The following is a 20969-nucleotide window of genomic DNA, read 5'->3' on the forward strand; positions in this document are numbered from 1 at the left end:
TAGTAAACATTACAATAGGATTAATATAAATTAAACCCTACAACGGCCAACATCAATAGGTTAGTATAGGCCCCGGCGAGGATATCATCCATCATAATTCCCCATCCGGAAGGAAATCTTTCCATCTTACGGATGAATAACGGCTTTACAATATCAAAAAAGCGAAATAATACCAGGGCGGTAATTACATATTTGGGCTCTACGGGTATAAAAAGCAGGCTTATGCACATTCCTGCAACTTCGTCAATCACTACACGACTGGGATCTTTTCCCCAAATTTTCTCAACAATTCCTGATGACCACACACCTAACAATGTTGTTACAATTGTAATTGTCAATGATAAGACCAGTGGGGGAGTGGTTCCCATCCACGCCAGGTACCAGCAAATACAACAAAATACGGCCGCAATTGTGCCGCCGCCTTTAATGTAACCTATGCCAAAAGTTGAGGTGAATATTTTGTGGAAGAGCATGGTTATGTTGTAACGGTTTGCGGAAGTTTTAAAGGTTATAAAGTAGCAATCTTTAGTTTTAACAAAGGGCTGTAAATGCTAAAACCTGTTTAACATTTACAACCCTTACACCGTTTGCAACTTTTATAAATTACAATACATCCACCAGTTCCTGGTAATAGTCAAGACCCAGGTGGGTTATTAAATCTTCGCCCATTAAGTGGCGCAGGGTGTTTTGTAATTTTATCAGTTGTTTGAAAATATCATTTTCAGGTGGCAAACCTGCTGCAGTTTGCGGCGATTTTAAGTAGAACGATAACCATTCCTGTATACCGCTCATATTGGCACGTTTTGCAAGGTCGCTGAATAAGGCTAAATCCAATGCTATTGGCGCGGCCAAAATCGAGTCGCGGCAAAGGAAATTGATTTTAATCTGCATTTTGTAGCCTAACCAGCCAAAAATGTCGATGTTGTCCCAGCTTTCCTTGTTATCGCCATGAGGCGGATAATAGTCGATACGGATTTTGTGATATAAATCGCCGTATAATTCCGGATTGTCTTCAGGTTTAAAAATGTCTTCCAGCACACCCAGTTTCGAAACTTCTTTTGTTTTAAAGTTATCCGGATCGTCCAGTACCAAACCATCGCGGTTACCTAAAATGTTTGTCGAGAACCAGCCTTTAACACCTAACGAACGTGCGGCTAAACCAGGCGCCAAAATGGTTTTCATTAAAGTCTGGCCTGTTTTAAAATCTTTACCTGCAATGGGTGATTCGGTTAATTTTGCCAATTCAATCATCGCCGGGATGTCAACTGTTAAGTTAGGCGCACCGTTTGCAAACGGGATACCTAATTTTAAAGCTGCATATGCATAAATCATACTTGGTGAAATACGTTTGTCGTCATCAACCAAAGCCTGCTCAAATTTTGCAAGTGTTTGGTGTATTTCCGATGCTTCGTAGTATATCTCGGTCGAACCACACCAGATCAAAACTATACGATCGCAGCCATTTTTTTCTTTAAAGGTTGTAATGTCGTTCATTACTTCCTGCGCCATTTCATAACGGGTACCAGTTTTAACGTGTGTACCTATCAGATTCTTAGCGTAATTTTTATCAAAAGCCGCTTTCATCGGAACAACCACTTCAAGCTCAGCTTTTACTGATTTTAATAAGTCTGCTTCAAGTACTTTTGCTTTCGTGGCAGCTTCGTAAACGTTATCAGAGTATACATCCCATCCACCAAAAACAATATCTTCAAGCTTTGCCAGTGGCACAAAGTCTTTAACTTTTGGGTAACGGTTTTCAGTTCTTTTACCAAGGCGTATGCTGCCCATTTGGGTAAGTGAGCCAATTGGTTGTGATAAGCCTTTTTTTACCGCCTCAACGCCGGCAATCATTGTGGTAGCCACAGCTCCCAATCCCGGAATTAAGATGCCTAATTTACCATTAGCCGGTGTAATATTAGTTTTCATATTTATTTATTATAGTGTACACACATTTATTATAGCCATTTATTGGCCTTATACCAGTTTAACGTTTCGGTAACCCCGGCTTTCAAATCATAAGCTGGAGTAAATTCAAGGTCGGCTTTTGCCTGCGAAATATCGCAATTCCAGTTAACCGCCATCAACTCCTTTAGCTTCTCAACATTAAGCACCGAAGCCTTATTGCTCAAAGAACAAACTTTTTCGGATATGTTTGCAATTAATTTTACAAAGTTTACAGGCAAATGAAACTTAAAGGTTTTTAAATTTAACACTTGTCGTGTAAAATCGCCTAAAGCATAACGGCTATAATAGCCGCCGTCGCTTAAATTATATGCCTGTTTATTACCTGTATGCAATGCTTTAAAAGCAACTTTTGCTAAATCAGTAACATATATAAAGGTTAGCTTTTGGTCTATATTGCCAATATACGGTTCAATGCGATTGCTTAGTTGTTTAAAAAATATAAATATGTCCTTATCGCGCGGGCCGTAAACAGCTGTGGGTCTTAAAATGGTATAATTTAAACTGTCTATGCTCTTTAGTTTTTCTTCGGCAAGTATTTTACTTCTGCCGTATGCGGTTACCGGGGTGGGGGTAGTTTCCTCGGTTATTATCCCGTCCAAACTATTTAATGGGCCAACACCCGCCAGGCTGCTTATAAGCACAAATTTTTTCAAGCCGATATTACTTTCAGCTGCTGCTTTTGCCAGGTTATAAGTATAATCAGCATTTATATGCTCATATTCCTGTGCCGACCGAGCCGTTGTAACACCGGCAGCATGGATAATATAATCGTACTTGTTTTCGGTAATATTATCTTTTAGCGCTTGCACACTGTCAAAGTTGGGGTAGGTGAATTTAATATCAAGACCTGCCAGGTGGTCAATTTTGCTGCTTTTGCGTACTGCGGCAAAAATCTCCATATTGTTATTTAGTGCTTCTTCAATTAAATGGAACCCGACAAATCCGCTTGCACCGGTTATTAAAACCCGCTGCTTCATATTTCTTTTTCGTACAGCCTGTACGTTTTATAAGGATCGCCCTTAATAGCTTTTATAGCCTCATTTATCAATACATTGTTTTCCAGTGTCCAGCCGGCTTCTGCATGTTTAAGACCGCGTTCCCGGTATTCTTTTATGATTGAGCCGTACAAACAAGCCTCAATGCCCATTTTACGATAACCATCAATCACACCAAGGGCATAAATGCGGATGCTCTGTATTTTCTTTTTACCTAATAGTAATTTAAAGATGCCTGTAGGCAGCAAGCGCCCGCGTTTTATTTTCTTAAAAATCTCGTTATAATTTGGCAAAGCAAGCCCGAAACCTACAATCTTATTATTTTGTTCGGCTACATACACGAAGTTTTCGTCCAGTATCAGCTTTAAATCCTTTGCCAGCCAGTCGAATTCCGCATCGGTAAATGGCACAAAGCCGCTATTTTGATCCCAAGCAGAGTTGTATACCTCGCGTACTTTTTCAACCTCGCTTTTAAAGTTTTTAAGGTCTACCTTACGGATAACGATGTTATTGCGCTTAAGACGCTCCTGCAAGGCTCCCAATAAGCGAATCGATTTATCGTCGTAGCCATCACCGTCCCAGTGCCAGGCAATCAGGTCCATTTGTTTTTCGAACCCGTATTTTTCAATCAAATCGGCATAGTAAGGGAAATTATAGGTCATCATCAGCATTGGAGGGCTGTCAAAACCTTTAATTAATAACCCACACGCTTCATTAGTCGAAAAATTTACCGGGCCGATCGATTTTTGGTCAACGCCTTTATCTTTTAACCATTTGGTAGCTGTATCAAAAAGCATATTGGCGGTTTCCTGGTCGTTTATACAATCAAAAAACCCCCAGAAGCCATCGTTTCTTTTATTATGCTCGTTGTGTGCGTTATTTAAAATAGCGGCAATGCGACCGGTCACTTTATTGCCGTCATAAGCCAAAAAACATTGCAGCTCATTGTGTTTATGAAACGGGTGCTTTGTTAGCAGGTCGCGCTGTGCAATAAACAACTCCGGAACATAGTTGGGGTCATCTTTATAAAGGTCGTGCGGAAAATCAATGAACGTTCCAAGCTCTTTTTTGGAGTTAACCTGTACTATTTTCTTCATCAGGTATGCAATTCTGTTATTTTGTTAAATAATAAACAAGCATCGCCTACTGTTGTCTGCGATGCTTGCTTTATTGAATTAAACTATTGCCATTTACGGCGTAATCCGGTTTATATTTTTTCTTTAATTGATGTAACACCAACATCCTTAAAGGCTTTTGCGATTTTTTCAATGGCTTCTTCAATTTGCTCGAAGGTGTGGGTGGCCATTAACGAAAAACGTAGTAAAGATGAGTCGGAAGGAACAGCCGGCGATACAACCGGGTTAACAAATATACCTGTATCCTGTAAATGCCTGGTAACCTGAAAGGTTTTCATATTATCCCTTACGTATATTGGAAGGATAGGGCTTTCAGTTGGGCCCAAATCAAATCCTTCCTCTAACAAAAGTTTCATGGCATAGTTAGTATTGTCCCAAAGCTTAGCTATGAGCTCCGGCTCCGATTCAATAATATCAAGCGCTGCAATAACACTGGCAACCGACGCCGGAGGCATGCTGGCGCTAAACATTAATGCCCGTGCGCGGTGTTTCAAATAATCAATTGTTTCGGCGTCGGCAGCAATAAATCCTCCTAATGATGCTAACGATTTGCTGAACGTGCCCCCTATAAGGTCAACTTGGTCAGTAAGGCCAAAATGTGAGGCTGTACCTGCGCCGTTGTGGCCTATTACACCCAAACTGTGTGCATCATCAACCATTATGTTGGCGCCAAACTTATCAGCAATTTTTGTAATTTCAGGAAGTTTAACGATATCACCCTCCATACTGAATATGCCGTCAACGGCAATTAATTTGACAGCTTCTTCCGGCAAAATGCTCAGTTTGCGCTGCAAATCTTCCATGTCGTTATGGGCGTATTTGATAACTTTTGAGAATGATAACCTGCTGCCGTCAATTAACGAAGCGTGGTCATACTCATCCAATATCAAATAATCGTTACGGCCGGTAATGCACGATAGCACCCCCAGGTTAACCTGGAAGCCAGTGCTAAACAAAACAGCACCCTCTTTCCCAACATAATTTGACAGCCTTTTTTCAAGCTCTATGTGGATATCAAGCGTTCCGTTCAAAAATCGTGATCCTGCGCAGCCAGTTCCGTATTTTTCAATTGCCTTTTTAGATGCTTCCTTTATCTTAGGGTGGCTTGTTAACCCCAAATATGAATTGGAACCAAACATTAGTACACGTTTGCCATCAATAAATACTTCCGTATCCTGGCCAGACTCAATAGGCCTGAAATAAGGATATAGGCCCATTTCCCGGATTAGGTTGGCATCCTGGAACTGTGCAATCTTCTCATGTAGTCTTTTAACCATGTATTAACCCTGCTTAAATTTTTTGTAAAAATACCATGAATTAGGTTATATCTTATATTTAGTTGGTAACTTTTTTTCAATTACCATAAAAGCATAGTGCTCCCATTCGGCAAATTAATTAATTTTTTTAGTTATTCGGCGACACAATTTTTGATTTTTTTCTAAAAAATGCAAAAAAGCCCCCTATTGTAGTTTTAATGACATACTTGCGTAAAATTTTTGTTGTCTTTTTTTCAGGTTATTTAAATGTGTCCATATTAGCGTATCCTTATGAAAAATAAAATTTATTGGCAACCTTTGCCTTTAACTGTTGTTACTAACCGGATGCCGCACCGTAATATGAAAAAAACCGCCTCCCTATTCATTATAAATATAGCAATAATTTTTCCGGCCATTTTGTTTGCGCAAACTAGTACCGATACCATTGTAACTTTAAAACAGTGCGTCGAGTTTGCCCTGCGCAACCAACCTGTAGTGAGGCAAGCCTCAATTGACGAACAAATTAACGAACGTAATATAAAAATCAGTCTTGCTGATTGGCTACCGCAGGTTAATGGCTCTGGCGAATACCAGCATTATTTTAAGGGGAGCCCGGCAAGCAGTTCATCAACCAAAGCCAACCAGGCTGCGGGTACACGGAATGACGAGTTCTCGTTATTGGGTTTACAGGCCAGCCAGGTTATTTATAATAATGATGTATTACAGGCGGCCAAAGCAGCTAAATATTCGCGCCAATATTATAAGGAGAATATTTTTAGCAGCCAGGTGAATGTCGTTTCAGACGTTAGCAAGGCTTTTTTTGATGTACTGCTGTCGCAAAAACAATTGGATATTTTAAATGAAGACATTGCCCGGTTGCAGCGCAGCCAAAAGGACGCCTACAACAGGTACCAGGCCGGCGTGTCGGATAAAATTGATTACAAGCAGGCTACTATATCATTAAACAATTCAATTGCCAGCCGTAAGCAAACCGCCGAAGCTATCAATAGCAAGCAAGCTTACTTGAAACAAATAATGGGAATATCGGCGGGACATAACCTCGTATTGTTGTACGATTCGTCGCGTTATGAGCAGGCTGCAATTATCGATACCAATCAAAAGCTTGATGTAAATAATCGCATCGAATTCCAATTACTGCAAACACAGAAAAATCTAAAGAACGTTAATGTAAATTATTATAAGAATGGTTTTTTACCGTCTCTTTCTGCTGTAGGCAGCTATAATTGGATCTATTTGAGCGACAGGTTTGGCAGTTTATACAATAATTCATACCCAAGCGCGTACGCGGGACTGTCACTGGCGCTGCCTATTTTCCAGGGAGGGAAACGTCTGCAAAATTTAAGTAAGGCCCGTTTGCAGGTTACACGTGCTGATTTGGATATTGAGAATTCTGCAAATACCATCAACACCGAATATGTGCAGGCGCTTGCCGGATACAAAAGCAATTATACCAGCTGGCAACTGATAAAGCAAAACGTTGATCTCGCCAAGGATGTTTACAAGATTGTTAGCCTTCAATACCGCGAAGGCATTAAAACCTATCTTGATGTAATTGTGGCACAATCAGACCTGCGTACCGCTGAGCTGAATTATTATAATGCATTGTTCCAGTTATTATCGAGCAAAATAGACCTTCAGAAAGCATTGGGCACCCTTTCTGTACAACCAAATTGAATATGAAAACAAGAGATATACTTTTAGCCGGAACGGTTTGTATTTTAATGTGGTCGGCGTGCAAAAATAAAAAGGATGCAGCTAATGCTCCGCTGCCGCCAACCCCCGTTTATGTTGCCGATGTAAAAACTGCCGAAGCCGTGTATTATGACCAATACCAGGGCAATGTTATAGCTTTAAATACAGTTGAATTGCGCAGCCAGGTTACTGGTTTTATTACCGGCATATTTTTTAACGAAGGTGAAATAGTAACCAAAGGCAAGGCTTTGTACGAAATTGACAGGCGCAAATTTCTCGACGCTTATGCACAAGCCCAGGCAAATTTGGGAAGCGCCGAGGCAAATTTAATAAAAGCCCAAAAAGATATTGACAGGTACAACATGCTGCTCAAAAACGATGCTGTGGCTCGCCAAACGGTCGACCAGGCTGAAGCAACTTTCGAGACCAGCAAAAGCCAGGTTGCCGTAGCTAAAGCTGCTGTGGCATCTGCAAAAACCGATCTTTCGTACGCAACTATCGCTGCACCTTTTACTGGTCGCATAGGTATTTCACAAGTAAAGCTTGGTACCCAGGTGTCGCCGGGCAGCACCTTATTAAATACCATTTCGAGCGAACACCCTATCGGGGTTGATGTAGTAATTAACGAGCAGGATATTAGCCGTTTTTATGAGCTTCAAAAACACAATACCGATTCAACCTTTAAGCTGCAGTTGAGCGATGGTACTACTTATAACCAGGCTGGTAAAGTTCGCGCAATTGACCGTGGTGTAAACGCAACGACAGGTACCGTTAAAGTAAGAATTGAATTTTCGAACAATAATGATGTACTAAAAGATGGTATGAGCTGCGTACTGAAGGTGTTAAACAGCCAATCGGGCAACAGGCTGCAGATTCCGTCTAAAGCTGTTACCGAGCAAATGGGTGAGTTTTTTGTATTTACAGCCCTGGATACAATTGCAAAACAGATAAAAGTAAAGCTTGGGCCGCATATAGGCAACAATGTGGTTGTTATGGATGGGCTTAAACCAGGCGATAAGGTAATAACGGATGGTTTTCAGCGCTTGCGTGATGGAGGTAAAATCACACTTGGGCCACCGGCAGTAGCACCGGGTGCCGCGGGACAGGCGCCGGCAAAAGGCGGTGCGGCTAAATAAATTTGATTGCTTGTTTTAGGATTATTCGATTCCTGTTTCTCTAAAAAGATAAAGAATGATTGCAGATACTTTTATAAAACGACCGGTTACAGCTATCGTTATTTCGTTAGTGATAGTTATAGTTGGTATAATATGTATAATAAACCTGGCTGTAGGGCAATACCCCGAAATTGCGCCGCCAACAGTTAGCATAACCGGTACCTATATTGGGGCCGACGCGCTCACGGTTGAGCAAACCGTTGCCACGCCGGTTGAGGTACAGGTTAACGGCACCCCGGGCATGACCTATTTGCAAAGTAATAGTACCAGCAACGGCCAAATGAGCATGACAGTGAATTTTGAGGTTGGTACAGATATAAACATTGCCGCGCTTGATGTACAGAACCGTGTTGGTATAGCAACGCCAACTTTACCGCAGGAGGTGCAGCGTTTGGGTTTAATTACCCGCAAACGTAACCCCAGCATATTACTACTGGTGGCCATTTATGCCCCGAAAGGAACGCATGATGTTACCTTTTTAGATAACTACACCAACGTTTTTGTACGCGATGCGCTGTTACGCTCAAAAGGCGTAGGCGACGTAATCAGCCGTGCTGATGATTTTAGTATGCGTATCTGGCTTAAGCCGGATAAGCTTGCTGCCTTAGGAATGACAGCTAATGACGTTACGAGTGCATTGCAGGAGCAGAATGCCCAGGTGGCAGCGGGCTCGGTGGGCACAACCCCGCAGGAGCAGGTGCAAGCCTTTGAGTATACCATAATAGTTAAAGGCCGTTTAACTACTCCCGAGGAGTTTGGAAATATAATTGTACGCACGCAGCCAGGTAACGGCTCGGTTGTGCATTTGAGGGATGTAGCCAGGGTTGAGCTGGGTAAATTTAACTACGCTGGTAACTCGTTTGTTGATAATAAGCGCGCATCGTACCTGCTGGTTTACCAGGCGCCAAACAGTAACGCTATCGAAACTGCTGAAAATGTTTACGCTACAATGGAGCAGCTTAAAAAGAGCTTTCCAACCGATGTTGACTATGTAGTACCGTTCGAATCAATTACTGTTGTAAAGGTGTCTGTACGTGAGGTGATTGAAACGCTGGTAATAGCATTGTTCCTGGTTATTTTGGTGGTGTTTTTGTTCTTACAAAGCTGGCGGACAACCCTTATCCCGATTTTGGCAATCCCGGTATCAATTATTGGTACGTTCATATTCTTTATCCCGTTGCACTTCACCATAAATACGCTTACCTTATTCGGGTTTGTGCTGGCCATAGGTATTGTGGTAGATGATGCTATTGTGGTGGTTGAAGCCGTGCAGCATTATATGGACGAAAAGGGCATGTCGCCCAAAGAGGCTACCGCGCACGCCATGAAAGACATATCGGCGCCGGTAATAGCCATTGCCCTGATTTTGGCCGCGGTGTTTGTACCGGTTGGTTTTATACCGGGTATTGTAGGCAGGCTTTACCAGCAGTTTGCCATCACTATAGCTATATCCGTGTTAATATCGGCGTTTGTGGCTTTATCGTTAACGCCTGCGCTGTGTACGCTGATTCTGCGCCCGCACAAGATTGATGAGAAATCAAAAGGGTTGAACAAATTCTTTTTTTGGTTCAACAGTTGGTTTACCCGTGTTACCGGCAAGTATCGCAACGGCGTTCACCGGGGAATAAAAAATCCCGCCCTTATTGTAATTATACTTGTTTGTATTGTTGTGGGCACCATACTCCTTTTTAAAGAGAAACCAACCGGCTTTTTACCCACCGAGGATGAGGGACGTGTTTACATAACTTACGATTTACCCGAAGCTTCATCAACCAAGCGAACGGTTGATGTTCTGCACCATGTTATGAGCGCGCTCGACAGTATTCCCGAAGTTTATCACTACGCGGCGCTGGGCGGGTTAAACGTAATAAGTTTTGCCAGTAAATCAAACAGTGCAACCATATTTTGCCAGCTACGACCCTGGGACGAGCGAAAAGATAAATCGCAACAAGTGGAGGCTGTAATAGCAAAGATCCAGAAAAAGTTATCAGTTTATAAAGAAGCGAATGTCGTGGTGATTTCGCCTCCGGCTGTGCCTGGCTTAGGAACATCGGCAGGTTTTTCATTTATTTTGGAAGAGAAACAGGCCGGCGGCGACATCAAAAATTTTGAGAAAGTACTACAAAATTTTACGGCAGCTGTAAACAAACGGCCTGAAATTGCAAGGGCCTTCTCATTCTTTACTGCGCGCACCCCGGCATACCAGCTAACTATCGACAGGGAAAAGGCGAAAAAGCTTGGCGTATCCATATCCGATATAAGTACCGCATTGCAAACTTATATGGGTAGTGCGTTTGTGAACGACTTTACAGTTTATGGCCGTAATTTTCACGTAGTGGCCCAGGCTGATACAAATTACCGTACCAATATTGCCGATATAGGACAGTATTTTGTGCGTAACTCGGCGGGTGGAATGGTTCCGTTAAGCACGGTAACCAGCTATAAAGTAATCGAAAATGCGCCGCTGATATCGCACTTTAACTTGTTCCGGTCTGCCGAAATTGACGGTACTGCCAAACCCGGCTATAGTAGTGGTGATGCCATAAAAGCATTACAGGAAGTTGCTGCAGAAACATTACCGCAGGGCTTTGGCTACGAATTTGCCGGCCTAAGCCGCGAGGAGATTATATCAGGATCGAAAACAGTATACATCTTTATGTTATCTATCGGTTTCGTGTTCCTGTTCCTGGCAGCATTATACGAAAGCTGGTCGGTTCCGTTTTCAGTGCTGCTGGCAGTGCCGCTGGGTGCATTTGGCGCCATCTTGTTTTTATGGTTTAAACCCGGTCTGGATAACAATATCTATGCGCAGATAGGTTTAATTACATTGATAGGTTTGGCGGCAAAAAATGCCATCCTGATAGTGGAGTTCGCCAAAGAACGTGTTGACAGGGGTATGGAACTTGAAAAGGCCACACTCGAAGCTGTACGACTTCGCCTGAGGCCAATTATCATGACGTCGATGGCGTTTATATTAGGTGTAGGGCCGCTGCTGGTTGCCTCAGGTGCCGGTGCCAAGGCAAGACAGACCATCGGTTGGACAGTATTTGGCGGGATGCTAACCGCAACATCGCTGGCTATATTTATAGTGCCGGTACTGTTTTATCTGATAACCAAATTTGCCTATGGTAAAGAAAAACTGGCCGAATTGCAGAAAACCTATAAACCTGATCCTGAAGTTGATCCGCAGGCGTGATCAGATATCAGTTAATTTGAGATTAGAGCTTACGAGAAGAACGAATCCTTTGCATTTATACATGCAAGGGCTTTTTCTTTTCTACAAATCTCCAATTAACTAATCACCAATCTCTGCTTAAGTAACCTCTCGATAGTACAATTTCGACCTTTTTACCCTGCAAAAATACTGTTACAATGTCAGTGACAACGGTTAGACTGACAGGCTGGATTATGCCAATGTTAAAAAAATGACAACTATCACTCCTAACTATTGCAGTAAAAAAGTCAGCTGATTATCAATCTTCTAAGGATTTAACAATTGTTAATAAAACTTGTTAATTAGTACGTTAAAGGCTTGTTTACATAAATCAGACATTGGTTTTGGCACACTGGCAAAGTATTTGTTTAGGGGGGAGTGTATAGAATTATCTATCAGTTCACTTAAATGATAAACACAACAATGAAAAACTCAACAAAATGGATAGCTTCGGTAGCAACTGCTGCAGCTATATTTTTCTCAGTTAACGTAAAAGCCCAAACCACGGAAAAAAGCGCATGGCGCCTGGGCTTTGGAGTTGAAGCCGGCATACCAACTGGCGCGTTAAGCACCAGTCCTGCGTATTCAAAATTCGAACTTGGCGGTACTGCCCGTTTACAATATGGTATCGAAAAAAATCTTGCGTTAACTTTTACTTCAGGTTACTATAACTTCTTCGCTACCCAGGCTGCTAAAGACGTAGGCGGCGAAAGCTTTGGTGTTGTTCCTGTAAAACTTGGTATCAAAGGTTTCCTTACCGATAATATTTATTTAGGCGGTGAAGCCGGTGCCGGTTTCGAAACCAAATACGCTAAAAACACCAAATTGATTTTGTCACCTGCTGTAGGCTGGGCTAACAAATCATGGGATGTTGGCGTTCGTTACGAAAACTTCTCAGGCCAGAGCGATAGCTACGGAGTAGTAGCCCTGCGTTTAGCTTACGGTTTTGCACTGTAAGTGTTAGTAATTCAAGCAAAAAAACGAAAGCCCTTTATCAATGCGATAAAGGGCTTTTTTGTGGATTTTTTGTAGAGACGCAATATTTTGCGTCTCGGAGCAGTGCTGGAACTTCCTCGTATGGTTTACCTTCCTTTAAGTAGAAGACGCAAAATATTGCGTCTCTACGTAGATTAAACTAATTTTCCCAATGCCCCTTTAATGCGGCTCATTGCCTCAATCAACTTATCCTCGGCTGCGGCATAGCTTATGCGGATTGATTTTTTGTCGCCAAATGAATCACCGCCAACAGTTGCCACATGGGCTTCTTCTAACAAGAATATCGCAAGCTCATCGGCATCATTAATGGTTTTGCCATTATAGCTCTTGCCGAAGAATGAAGTAACATCCGGGAAGAAGTAAAACGCGCCCTCGGGCAGGTTAACTTTTATGCCGTCAATATCTTTCAATAAACCATAAACCAAATCGCGGCGTATTTTAAATTGCTTGCGCATTTCAAGAACCGACTCCAGGCCTCCTTCATAAGCAGCAACACCGGCACGCTGGGTAATTGAACAGGTACCTGATGTGATTTGTCCCTGCATTTTATCGCAGGCATTTGCAATTTCTTTGTTCGATGCGGTATACCCTATACGCCAGCCTGTCATAGCGAACGCCTTCGACCAGCCGTTGATGATAATTACACGATCTTTTATATAATCAAACTGTGCGATCGATTCATGCTTGTCAACGAAGTTGATGTGCTCATAAATCTCGTCAGACAGGATATAAACTTGAGGATATTTTTCAAATACTTTTGCCAAACCTTCCAACTCGTCTTTACTATAAACGCTGCCGGTAGGGTTGCATGGCGACGAAAACATAAACAGTTTTGTTTTTGGGGTGATGGCGGCTTCCAACTGTGCTGGGGTGATTTTAAAATCCTGCTCAACAGGGGCATCTATAAATACACTTACACCTTCAGCAAGTTTAACCACCTCGCTGTAAGATACCCAGTAGGGTGTAGGGATAATAACTTCTTCGCCTGGGTTTACCAAACATAGCACCGCGTTGGCAATAGCCTGCTTTGCGCCGGTTGAAACCACAATTTGGCTGAAATCGTAGTCAAGTCCGTTTTCGTTTTTTAATTTGGCAACTACCGCTTTTCTTAATTCAGGGTAACCCGATACCGGGGTATAATAAGTAAAGTTTTGGTCCATAGCCTTCTTGGCAGCTTCCTTAATATGCTCAGGGGTATGAAAATCCGGCTCGCCAAAGCTTAGGCTTATCACATCAACACCTTTTGCTGCAAGTTCGCGGCCCATTTTGGCCATCTTGATAGTAGCTGATTCCGACAGGTTATTTATCCTGTTACTTAATGTACTCATATTGTTTTTTGATTATTGCGCGGCAAATATAGAAAAAGTCTTAAGTCTGAAGTAATTAGTCTTGAGTCTGGCAGTTGTTTGTTACTGTTTTTTAACATTTCCTTAATCTGTATTTTGCAAAAAAAGTAATTTTAAACGTAGTTTATATTTATTGATTATGAACTTTAAAATCAACAGGACGAATTTTGCAAAAGTGATAAAACTAAAAAATATTTAAAAGCACCCCGTAGAGACGCGATGCTTCGCGTCTCCCGCTGACAGGTAAACCACATGTTGGTGAACAATTAATAATAGTACCTGGTTTTTAAAATGGAAAATATCAACCAAGCGCAGGCCTGTCCTTCGGGAGACGCGATGCATCACGTGTCTACGACGCCACCCAAAATGTCTATGCATCAATCCTTTCATTTCTTTTTTAATTCCCTGGCCTAAATCACATCCATTTCCTAATAAAAACCATATTTTTGCCGCAAATAAGGACGGTTTTGAAAGAACAGAAAAGGATAATACTGGTTGCGTTGATAGTGGGTGTAGTCCTGATGCTGGCAAAATTCGGGGCATATTTTTTAACTGCGTCAACCTTTGTACTTACTGATGCTACCGAAAGCATAGTAAACGTGCTGGCCAGTTCCTTTGCGTTTTTTAGTATTTACCTGGCAGCACAGCCACGCGACGAAAACCACCCTTACGGTCATGGTAAAGTAGAGTATTTCTCTGTTTTTATCGAAGGCTCGCTGATTGCCATTGCGGCCATTATCATCATTGTTAAAGCTGTTTATGGTATATTTTACCCCAATGCTATACACGATCTTATAACCGGCGCCATCATTATCGGAATAACCGGCGTGGTTAACGGCGGACTTGGCTATTTTATGATTAATAAAGGCAAGTCGCTCCATTCAATAACTATCGAAGCGGACGGCAGGCACCTTATGGCCGATATGGTTACCAGCGTTGGGCTGGTAGTTGGTTTACTGCTTATTCATTTTACAAAAATATTGTGGCTCGATAGTGGCTTGTCTATCTTAGTGGCAATCTACATTTTGTATAGCGGTTACCGCTTGGTACGCCGTTCGGTTTCAGGCCTGATGGATGAAGCCGATTTTGGGGTGGTAAATGAAATTGTATCGGTACTTAATGAAAAACGCCGCGACGAATGGATTGATATCCACAATTTTCGCGCGCAAAAATATGGTCACGAGCTGCATATCGATTGCCATTTAACGCTGCCTAATTATTTTGATTTAAATAGGGTGCACGCAGAAGTTAAGTTGGTTGACGAGCTAATAAATAATGAAGTTACCAAAACGGAACTTTTTATCCATGCCGATCCCTGTTTGCCGGAATGCTGTCACTACTGCAGCATGCCGAATTGTCCCATACGCAGCGAAGCAAAAAACGAAGATATTATTTGGACGATGGATAAAATTATCCGCAACAAAAAACACTTTGAATAATGTATCCATTTAACGTACGTGTTTACGGAATTTTAATTAACGACGCAGGCCAGGTGCTGATAAGTGATGAGCAGGAATACGGCATGCGCTTCACCAAATTCCCTGGCGGAGGGTTGGAGCCGGGTGAGGGTTTGATAGATGGCCTTAAGCGCGAGTTTGTTGAAGAATGCAACTTGAATGTGGAAGTGCTAAGCCATTTTTATACTACTGATTTTTATGTGAAATCGGCGTTTAATAATTCACAGGTTATCAGTATTTATTACCTTGTTAAAAACATCGACCCGATAAACCTTAATATTAAAACCGTTGTGTTTGATTTTGATAGCGAGGGCGACACGCTGCAGGCTTTCCGCTGGGTAAACCTCAGCGACATGCACCTCGAAGATTTTATCTTTCCTACAGATAAGCGCGTTGCCGAACTTTTAATTGAAACCATATGAGCCTTGTTGAACGCGATTTAAAGGTAATTTGGCACCCATATACCCAAATGCAAACTGCTCAGGCGCCGGTGCCAATTGTGCGCGGTGAGGGTGCTTGCCTGTTTGACGAAAGCGGAAAAAAATATATCGATGCGGTTTCATCATGGTGGGTAAATATACACGGGCATGCACATCCTTACATTGCCCAAAAAGTTGCCGAGCAGTTGCAAAAGTTGGAACACGTAATATTCGCCGGTTTCACGCACGAAGGTGCGGTGGAACTGGCCGAAAGGTTATTAAAGCTGTTACCCGGCAATCAACAAAAAGTATTTTATTCGGATAATGGCTCAACCGCCAACGAAGTGGCCATAAAAATGTGCCTGCAATACTGGCACAACAGTGGCGAGGCCCGTACAAAAATACTGGCCTTTAAAAATGCCTATCACGGCGATACTTTCGGGGCCATGGCTGTAAGTGGTCGCAGTGCCTTTACTGCTGCGTTTGATTCTCTCTTATTTGAGGTTGAGTTTATTGATTTGCCAACAGAAGAAAATATACAAAGTCTTAAATCTCAAATCTCAAGTCTCAAATCTGAATTAGCCTGCTTTATATTCGAACCTTTGGTGCAGGGAGCCGGTGGGATGATAATGTACGAAGCAAAATACCTTAATGAGCTGATGAAACATTGCCGAGAGGAGAATGTCCTGATGATCGACGATGAGGTGTTTACAGGGTTTGGCCGCACCGGGAAGAATTTTGCCTGTGATCATTTAACAGAGCAACCCGATATCATGTGTTTTTCCAAGGGGCTTACCGGTGGTACCATGGCACTGGGTGTAACTACCTGCAGCACGCAGATTTACGATGCGTTTTTATCTGACGACCGCCTGAAAACGCTTTTTCACGGGCATTCGTTCACCGCTAACCCGGTAGCCTGCGCAGCGGCGCTGGCCAGCATGGATTTGTTTATCGAACCATCAACCCGTCAAAATATTGAAAGGATCGAGCAGATGCACACCTTATTCCTGCAAAAAATAAAGAATCACTCTAAAATAAAAACTGTACGCCAAACAGGTACCATACTTGCAATGGAATGGGAAACGGGTAACGACACTTCTTATTTCAGTTCGCTGCGCGATACTTTGTACAATTATTTTTTAAGGGCCGGCATCATATTGCGGCCGCTTGGTAACATTGTTTACATTTTACCCCCGTATTGCATTACCAATGATGAACTGGCCTATATTTACAGCCATGTTGAGCGTGCGCTCGATGAGATATAACTATGGAACTAAACACACTGCTGCCATCAATAATTGCTGATAACGCCTTGCATGCCAAATGGTTGAACACACTATCGTTAATGGAAAATACCGGGGCGCGTAAAATATCAGCCAGCGAGGACCCGCTAACGGTTACCTACATTATACTAAAACACGCTGCCGAAGAACACCGCCATGCATTCTATCTAAAAAAACAAATAGAAAAAACCGGCCCGGCTGCTTGTGCTACCTATGCTCCTGAATTTTTATTGGCGCCGGGATACAGCAAATACTATTTAAACCAGTTGGATATACAGGTTAGCAGGTACTTAAAACAGGCCTTAAAACTATCAGGTAAGGATTTACGCTTTGCGGCTTACCTGCTGGTTACTTATGCCATTGAGGTACGTGCCGATGAACTTTATCCGGTGTATCAGCAGGCACTTGACGATGCAGGCAGCAAGGTCAATGTCAAATCAATAATACTGGAAGAAGAAGGGCACCTGGAAGAGATGATCAGCCAGTTGAAGCAATTTTCGCCGCAATGGGAGCAGCATGCGCAAATAGCAGTTGATTATGAAACCCGGTTATTTAACGATTGGGTGAATGCACTGGCGGGCGAAATGATACCTGCCTAAAAAGTTATCAACTACAAAAAAAGCCATCCACATTAGCTGCGGATGGCTTTTTTGTGAGAGAAATATTGTTAATTATCTGCCGCCGCCAAGATCGCTCATACCAACTTTTTCAAAGTCTTTGGCAATTGCATAAGTGCCGGCAGGTGCTTTCGCATCCGATACGCTTGATATGGTAATTGGCTGCTCCTGGCCCTGCTGAAAGGCAGTAAACTGAACAGGGAAGCCACCTATTTTAGTATAGTAAAACGGTACGGCGGTTTCGGGAACGGTAATGTCGTTAGTGATCCATACATCGTATGTTTTACCGCTTTTAGCGTCTTTGGCAACTACTTTTTTACAGTTAAAACCCGATATCTGCTTGGTTTCAGTTCCGGGTGTAAATGTAAAAGTTGGCAATTGCGACATTCCTTCCTCAAGTTCAGCCGGGGTAGCAATGCCGGCTTTTTTCATGTTTGCAACAGGTACGTCCAGAACAACCGCCAGGTAATCGTGCTTGGCAGTGGTTAATATCTTGACATTAGCGGGCCCTAATGTTATCAATATTGCTGTCGAATCTGCAGTGAAATATTGTTTAACATCGGCCTGCTGACCGCGCATTTCGGTAGTGTAAGCCACCATACCCGATGTGTAATTTTTTTGCGCGCTGGCGCTCAATGTGGTTGCTGCAAGTGCTACGCCCAGGGCAACGTTAAAAAATTTAATATTCATGTTTTTTAGGGTTGTTTTTAATACAATTTAGCGTATTGTTAACTTAAATGCAAATTTTGTTTTATTGTTTATTGCGTTAGTTAGATACCGTGATCAGCGAAATGTTACGTTTCAGAACCTTAAATTTTATATTATTATTTATGGCTTCGCCCTTTAACTTGTCGATATAAGCATCGCTGTTGCTGCCATCCATTACAAGTAAGCGGTAAGCGAAGTTACTGTTTATTGCTTCAAGTTGGGTGTGCGGGTTGCCGGTAATATAAATATAATCGGCGCTTAACTTTTGGGAAAGCTCGTTATCAATGACCTGGCTGTTTAGAAGCAAAACCCTTTTATTAAAAAATTGCACCAGGCCGCCTTGTTTAGCCATCCATGGTATATTAATGTTTTTATTTAGCGGCAGTAATCGTATGTTACTTATCCTGCAGCTGTCCAAATAAGGCTGCACCGAATAACGGTAGGTTTTGGAGGTGTCTTTTAAATCGGTAAGTACAACGGTGGCGCTGCCGTTTTTAAATACTATTGCTTTGTGTTTATTGAGAGTTAGCCAGGCTATATTGTTGCTACGCCACGCATTGATTTTTTCGATGCACATACTTACGGAAAATATTAAAACGCATGTCAACGCAAGTTTAATCAGCCATTTCTTTTTATCATACAGAAAATAAAAAAGGCTGATAATAATAACGTAAAGCAGCAGGTATTCGGCAGTGGTGAGCCATATTTTTGAAATGGAGGCATAGGGCAGGTGTTCAATCCAGGTTAAAAACCTGTTCATTGCCAATATAGAATTTTCGAGCACCCAGGCTAACCCATTGGACACAAATGGTATTTGCGGTAACAGCAGGAGGAAAATACCGGAGTACATGATTATCTCTGTAGGGATAACGATAAACAAATTGCTGATTAAAAAATAAACCGGGAACTGGTGAAAGTAAAATGCGCTTAACGGAAAGGTAATGACCTGTGCAGCGATAGACACCGAGCTGGCCGACCATAATTTATCGGCCCATTTGTTTTTAAATTTGTGCCACTTATACACAATTGGCTGCAACACAATTAGCCCGAATACTGCGAGGTAAGATAGTTGAAAACCCACATCCACAATATAAAGCGGGTTATAAAACAGCAACCCCATAGCCGATGCCGCCATTATATTCAGTAAATTGATGTAGCGGCTGTAAGTTTTGCCAATTACCACCACGCTGATCATCACTGCGGCCCTGCAAACAGCCGGCGAGAACCCGGTGAGCATAGCGTAATACCAAATAAACGTTATAATTATGAGCGCCTTTAGCAGTTTACCATATTTAAACCGGTTTAAAAAGCCAAGGGCAAACGTTAATAATATGTAAACCACCGCCACATGCGCCCCCGAAACAGACAGCACGTGTATAGTCCCGGTTTTTGAATAAGCCTGTAAAACATCATCGCTTAAATCGGCTTTGTAACCTAAAATTAGTGTAGATGCTACGGCAATTGCGCTGGTGTCGTGCATGCTGCGTTTTAGTTTCTCAACCAGCACCCGCCTTTTGTGCAGCGAATAGCTGATCAATTCATTGCCCTTACCTTTTGCAAGCACGCTGTATTGTTTAGCGAATAAAAACTGCTGATAATAAATGTTCTGGTTGGCCAGGTATTGCTTATAGTTAAATTCAGCAGGGTTGAAGGGTGGGTTTACCGGGCTGTATTTTGCAGGAATGAGCAGTTCATCGCCATAGGCAAGATCGGGTGCAATGTCTTTAAGGGTGATGAGCAATGTTCCGGTTGCCGCAGTATGTTTGTCGTTATTTACAGTTTGCTCCACGGTAACCGTAAACCTGAGCCAGCCGTTTTTAAAAACGGGTTCGCTGTTAATTTTTACAACCAGGTATTGGGCTTGCACTTTTGAAAAGTGCTTTTGGTTGTTAAGCTCGTTATTATTTATAACGCTGATGTAGCCGGATAAAAGCAGGATGATAGCTAGCAAAAAGCCGCCGATCCAACGGTTTTTATAAACTGATAGTTGGGTATAGGTGAAATTTAGGGCGATGAAAATCAGGCTAATAACAACACCCAGTACAAGCAGTGAGTTAATATATTGAGGCGATGGAAAATTGATAGCCAAACCAATACCCAATACAAATGGAAATAACAGGATAAGGAAAGGGATTTCGCCTTTGTGGTTGGCTATCATATAGCCACTAATTTCACGAATTTATTCGAATTAAGAAAACACTAATTTTTACGAATTAAATCGAATTGCACGAATTGGAATTCGTGAAAATATTTATAACTGATCCCGCACCTCAATCAAAAACTTTTTAAGATTTTCGAGCGAACTGATTACGCGGTGGCTGTCTTTGGAATCAGCCATGTTGTTTTTTAAGTATTCTTTTGCACCTGTTAGCGTGTAGCCTTTATCTCGTATCAGGTGGAAGATAATTTTAAGGTTTTCTATGTCCTCAGGGGTAAAATAACGGTTGCCTTTTTTGTTCTTTTTAGGCTGCAAAATGTCGAATTCCTTCTCGTAAAATCTTATCAACGATTGGTTTACATCGAATAAAATAGCCACTTCACCCATGGTGTAGTACATCTTGCTGATTTCCCGTTCTTTATATGGCATATGCAAATGTAATTGTTTAATTGGAATATCGGAATAGGGTAATAAAATTAACAGATACTTAAGGTTGTTTATATAAACGGCCAATCGGATCCGTTAAAATCA

The 20969-nt window shown here is 42.1% G+C and carries 17 protein-coding genes; 8 read left to right on the forward strand and 9 right to left on the reverse strand.

Annotation, left to right across the window (positions count from 1 at the left end; genetic code table 11):
• Positions 1–20: 20 nt before the first annotated feature.
• The 5 genes from NAF19_RS19475 to spt all read right to left on the reverse strand — a co-directional run bounded on the left by NAF19_RS19475 (position 21) and on the right by spt (position 5373).
• The gene (locus NAF19_RS19475) at positions 21–473 is read right to left on the reverse strand and encodes a phosphatidylglycerophosphatase A family protein (protein WP_252792006.1); all 453 of its coding nucleotides are present in this window, start codon (positions 471–473) and stop codon (positions 21–23) included.
• A 130-nt stretch (positions 474–603) separates the two neighbouring features.
• Positions 604–1926, reverse strand: coding sequence for an inositol-3-phosphate synthase (locus tag NAF19_RS19480; protein ID WP_252792007.1), 1323 nt, complete (start codon positions 1924–1926; stop codon positions 604–606).
• A gap of 29 nt (positions 1927–1955) precedes the next feature.
• On the reverse strand, positions 1956–2942 hold the full coding sequence (locus tag NAF19_RS19485; protein WP_252792008.1) for an NAD-dependent epimerase/dehydratase family protein: 987 nt from the start codon (positions 2940–2942) through the stop codon (positions 1956–1958).
• Positions 2939–4057 (reverse strand): GNAT family N-acetyltransferase, encoded by a 1119-nt coding sequence (locus NAF19_RS19490; RefSeq protein ID WP_252792009.1) that lies wholly within the window; start codon positions 4055–4057, stop codon positions 2939–2941. The genes NAF19_RS19485 and NAF19_RS19490 overlap by 4 nt, the downstream gene beginning before the upstream one ends.
• Before the next feature lie 110 nt (positions 4058–4167).
• On the reverse strand, positions 4168–5373 hold the full coding sequence (spt, locus tag NAF19_RS19495; protein ID WP_252792010.1) for a serine palmitoyltransferase: 1206 nt from the start codon (positions 5371–5373) through the stop codon (positions 4168–4170).
• 270 nt (positions 5374–5643) lie between these two features.
• Here spt and NAF19_RS19500 point away from each other — a divergent pair, with 270 nt between their 5' ends.
• From NAF19_RS19500 to NAF19_RS19515, 4 genes are all read left to right on the forward strand, one after another.
• On the forward strand, positions 5644–7047 hold the full coding sequence (locus NAF19_RS19500) for a TolC family protein (RefSeq protein ID WP_252792011.1): 1404 nt from the start codon (positions 5644–5646) through the stop codon (positions 7045–7047).
• A gap of 2 nt (positions 7048–7049) precedes the next feature.
• Positions 7050–8201, forward strand: a complete 1152-nt coding sequence (locus tag NAF19_RS19505) for an efflux RND transporter periplasmic adaptor subunit (RefSeq protein ID WP_252792012.1) — start codon at positions 7050–7052, stop codon at positions 8199–8201.
• Positions 8202–8256: 55 nt separating this feature from the next.
• A complete protein-coding gene (locus NAF19_RS19510; protein ID WP_252792013.1) occupies positions 8257–11436 on the forward strand; it encodes an efflux RND transporter permease subunit in 3180 nt (1059 codons plus the stop codon).
• A gap of 441 nt (positions 11437–11877) precedes the next feature.
• Positions 11878–12411 carry a hypothetical protein gene (locus NAF19_RS19515; RefSeq protein ID WP_252792014.1) on the forward strand — a complete coding sequence of 178 codons (534 nt, stop codon included), beginning with the start codon at positions 11878–11880 and terminating at the stop codon, positions 12409–12411.
• A 173-nt stretch (positions 12412–12584) separates the two neighbouring features.
• Here NAF19_RS19515 and NAF19_RS19520 read toward each other — a convergent pair whose 3' ends face one another.
• Entirely contained in the window at positions 12585–13778 is a 1194-nt protein-coding gene (locus tag NAF19_RS19520) for a pyridoxal phosphate-dependent aminotransferase (protein WP_252792015.1), read from the reverse strand.
• Between the two features lie 464 nt (positions 13779–14242).
• Between NAF19_RS19520 and NAF19_RS19525 the strand changes: the two genes are divergently transcribed.
• The 4 genes from NAF19_RS19525 to NAF19_RS19540 are packed head-to-tail and all read left to right on the forward strand — an operon-like array spanning position 14243 to position 17554.
• Positions 14243–15235, forward strand: a complete 993-nt coding sequence (locus NAF19_RS19525; RefSeq protein ID WP_370362895.1) for a cation diffusion facilitator family transporter — start codon at positions 14243–14245, stop codon at positions 15233–15235.
• A complete protein-coding gene (locus tag NAF19_RS19530; protein WP_252792016.1) occupies positions 15235–15675 on the forward strand; it encodes an NUDIX domain-containing protein in 441 nt (146 codons plus the stop codon). Before NAF19_RS19525 ends, NAF19_RS19530 begins: the two co-directional genes overlap by 1 nt.
• On the forward strand, positions 15672–16937 hold the full coding sequence (bioA, locus tag NAF19_RS19535; RefSeq protein WP_252792017.1) for an adenosylmethionine--8-amino-7-oxononanoate transaminase: 1266 nt from the start codon (positions 15672–15674) through the stop codon (positions 16935–16937). The genes NAF19_RS19530 and bioA overlap by 4 nt, the downstream gene beginning before the upstream one ends.
• 2 nt (positions 16938–16939) lie before the next feature.
• The gene (locus tag NAF19_RS19540) at positions 16940–17554 is read left to right on the forward strand and encodes a hypothetical protein (protein ID WP_252792018.1); all 615 of its coding nucleotides are present in this window, start codon (positions 16940–16942) and stop codon (positions 17552–17554) included.
• Positions 17555–17626: 72 nt separating this feature from the next.
• On the opposite strand, the gene NAF19_RS19545 is transcribed toward NAF19_RS19540, so the two are convergent.
• From NAF19_RS19545 to NAF19_RS19555, 3 genes are all read right to left on the reverse strand, one after another.
• Complete coding sequence (locus NAF19_RS19545) at positions 17627–18262, reverse strand: hypothetical protein (RefSeq protein WP_252792019.1); 636 nt, start codon at positions 18260–18262, stop codon at positions 17627–17629.
• A gap of 76 nt (positions 18263–18338) precedes the next feature.
• Positions 18339–20438 carry a ComEC/Rec2 family competence protein gene (locus NAF19_RS19550; RefSeq protein ID WP_252792020.1) on the reverse strand — a complete coding sequence of 700 codons (2100 nt, stop codon included), beginning with the start codon at positions 20436–20438 and terminating at the stop codon, positions 18339–18341.
• 93 nt (positions 20439–20531) lie between these two features.
• The gene (locus NAF19_RS19555; RefSeq protein WP_252792021.1) at positions 20532–20867 is read right to left on the reverse strand and encodes a MerR family transcriptional regulator; all 336 of its coding nucleotides are present in this window, start codon (positions 20865–20867) and stop codon (positions 20532–20534) included.
• Positions 20868–20969: the final 102 nt, after the last annotated feature.

It is taken from the genome of Mucilaginibacter flavidus, from assembly GCF_024055575.1.
In the GTDB taxonomy this organism is placed as follows: Bacteria; Bacteroidota; Bacteroidia; order Sphingobacteriales; family Sphingobacteriaceae; genus Mucilaginibacter; species Mucilaginibacter flavidus.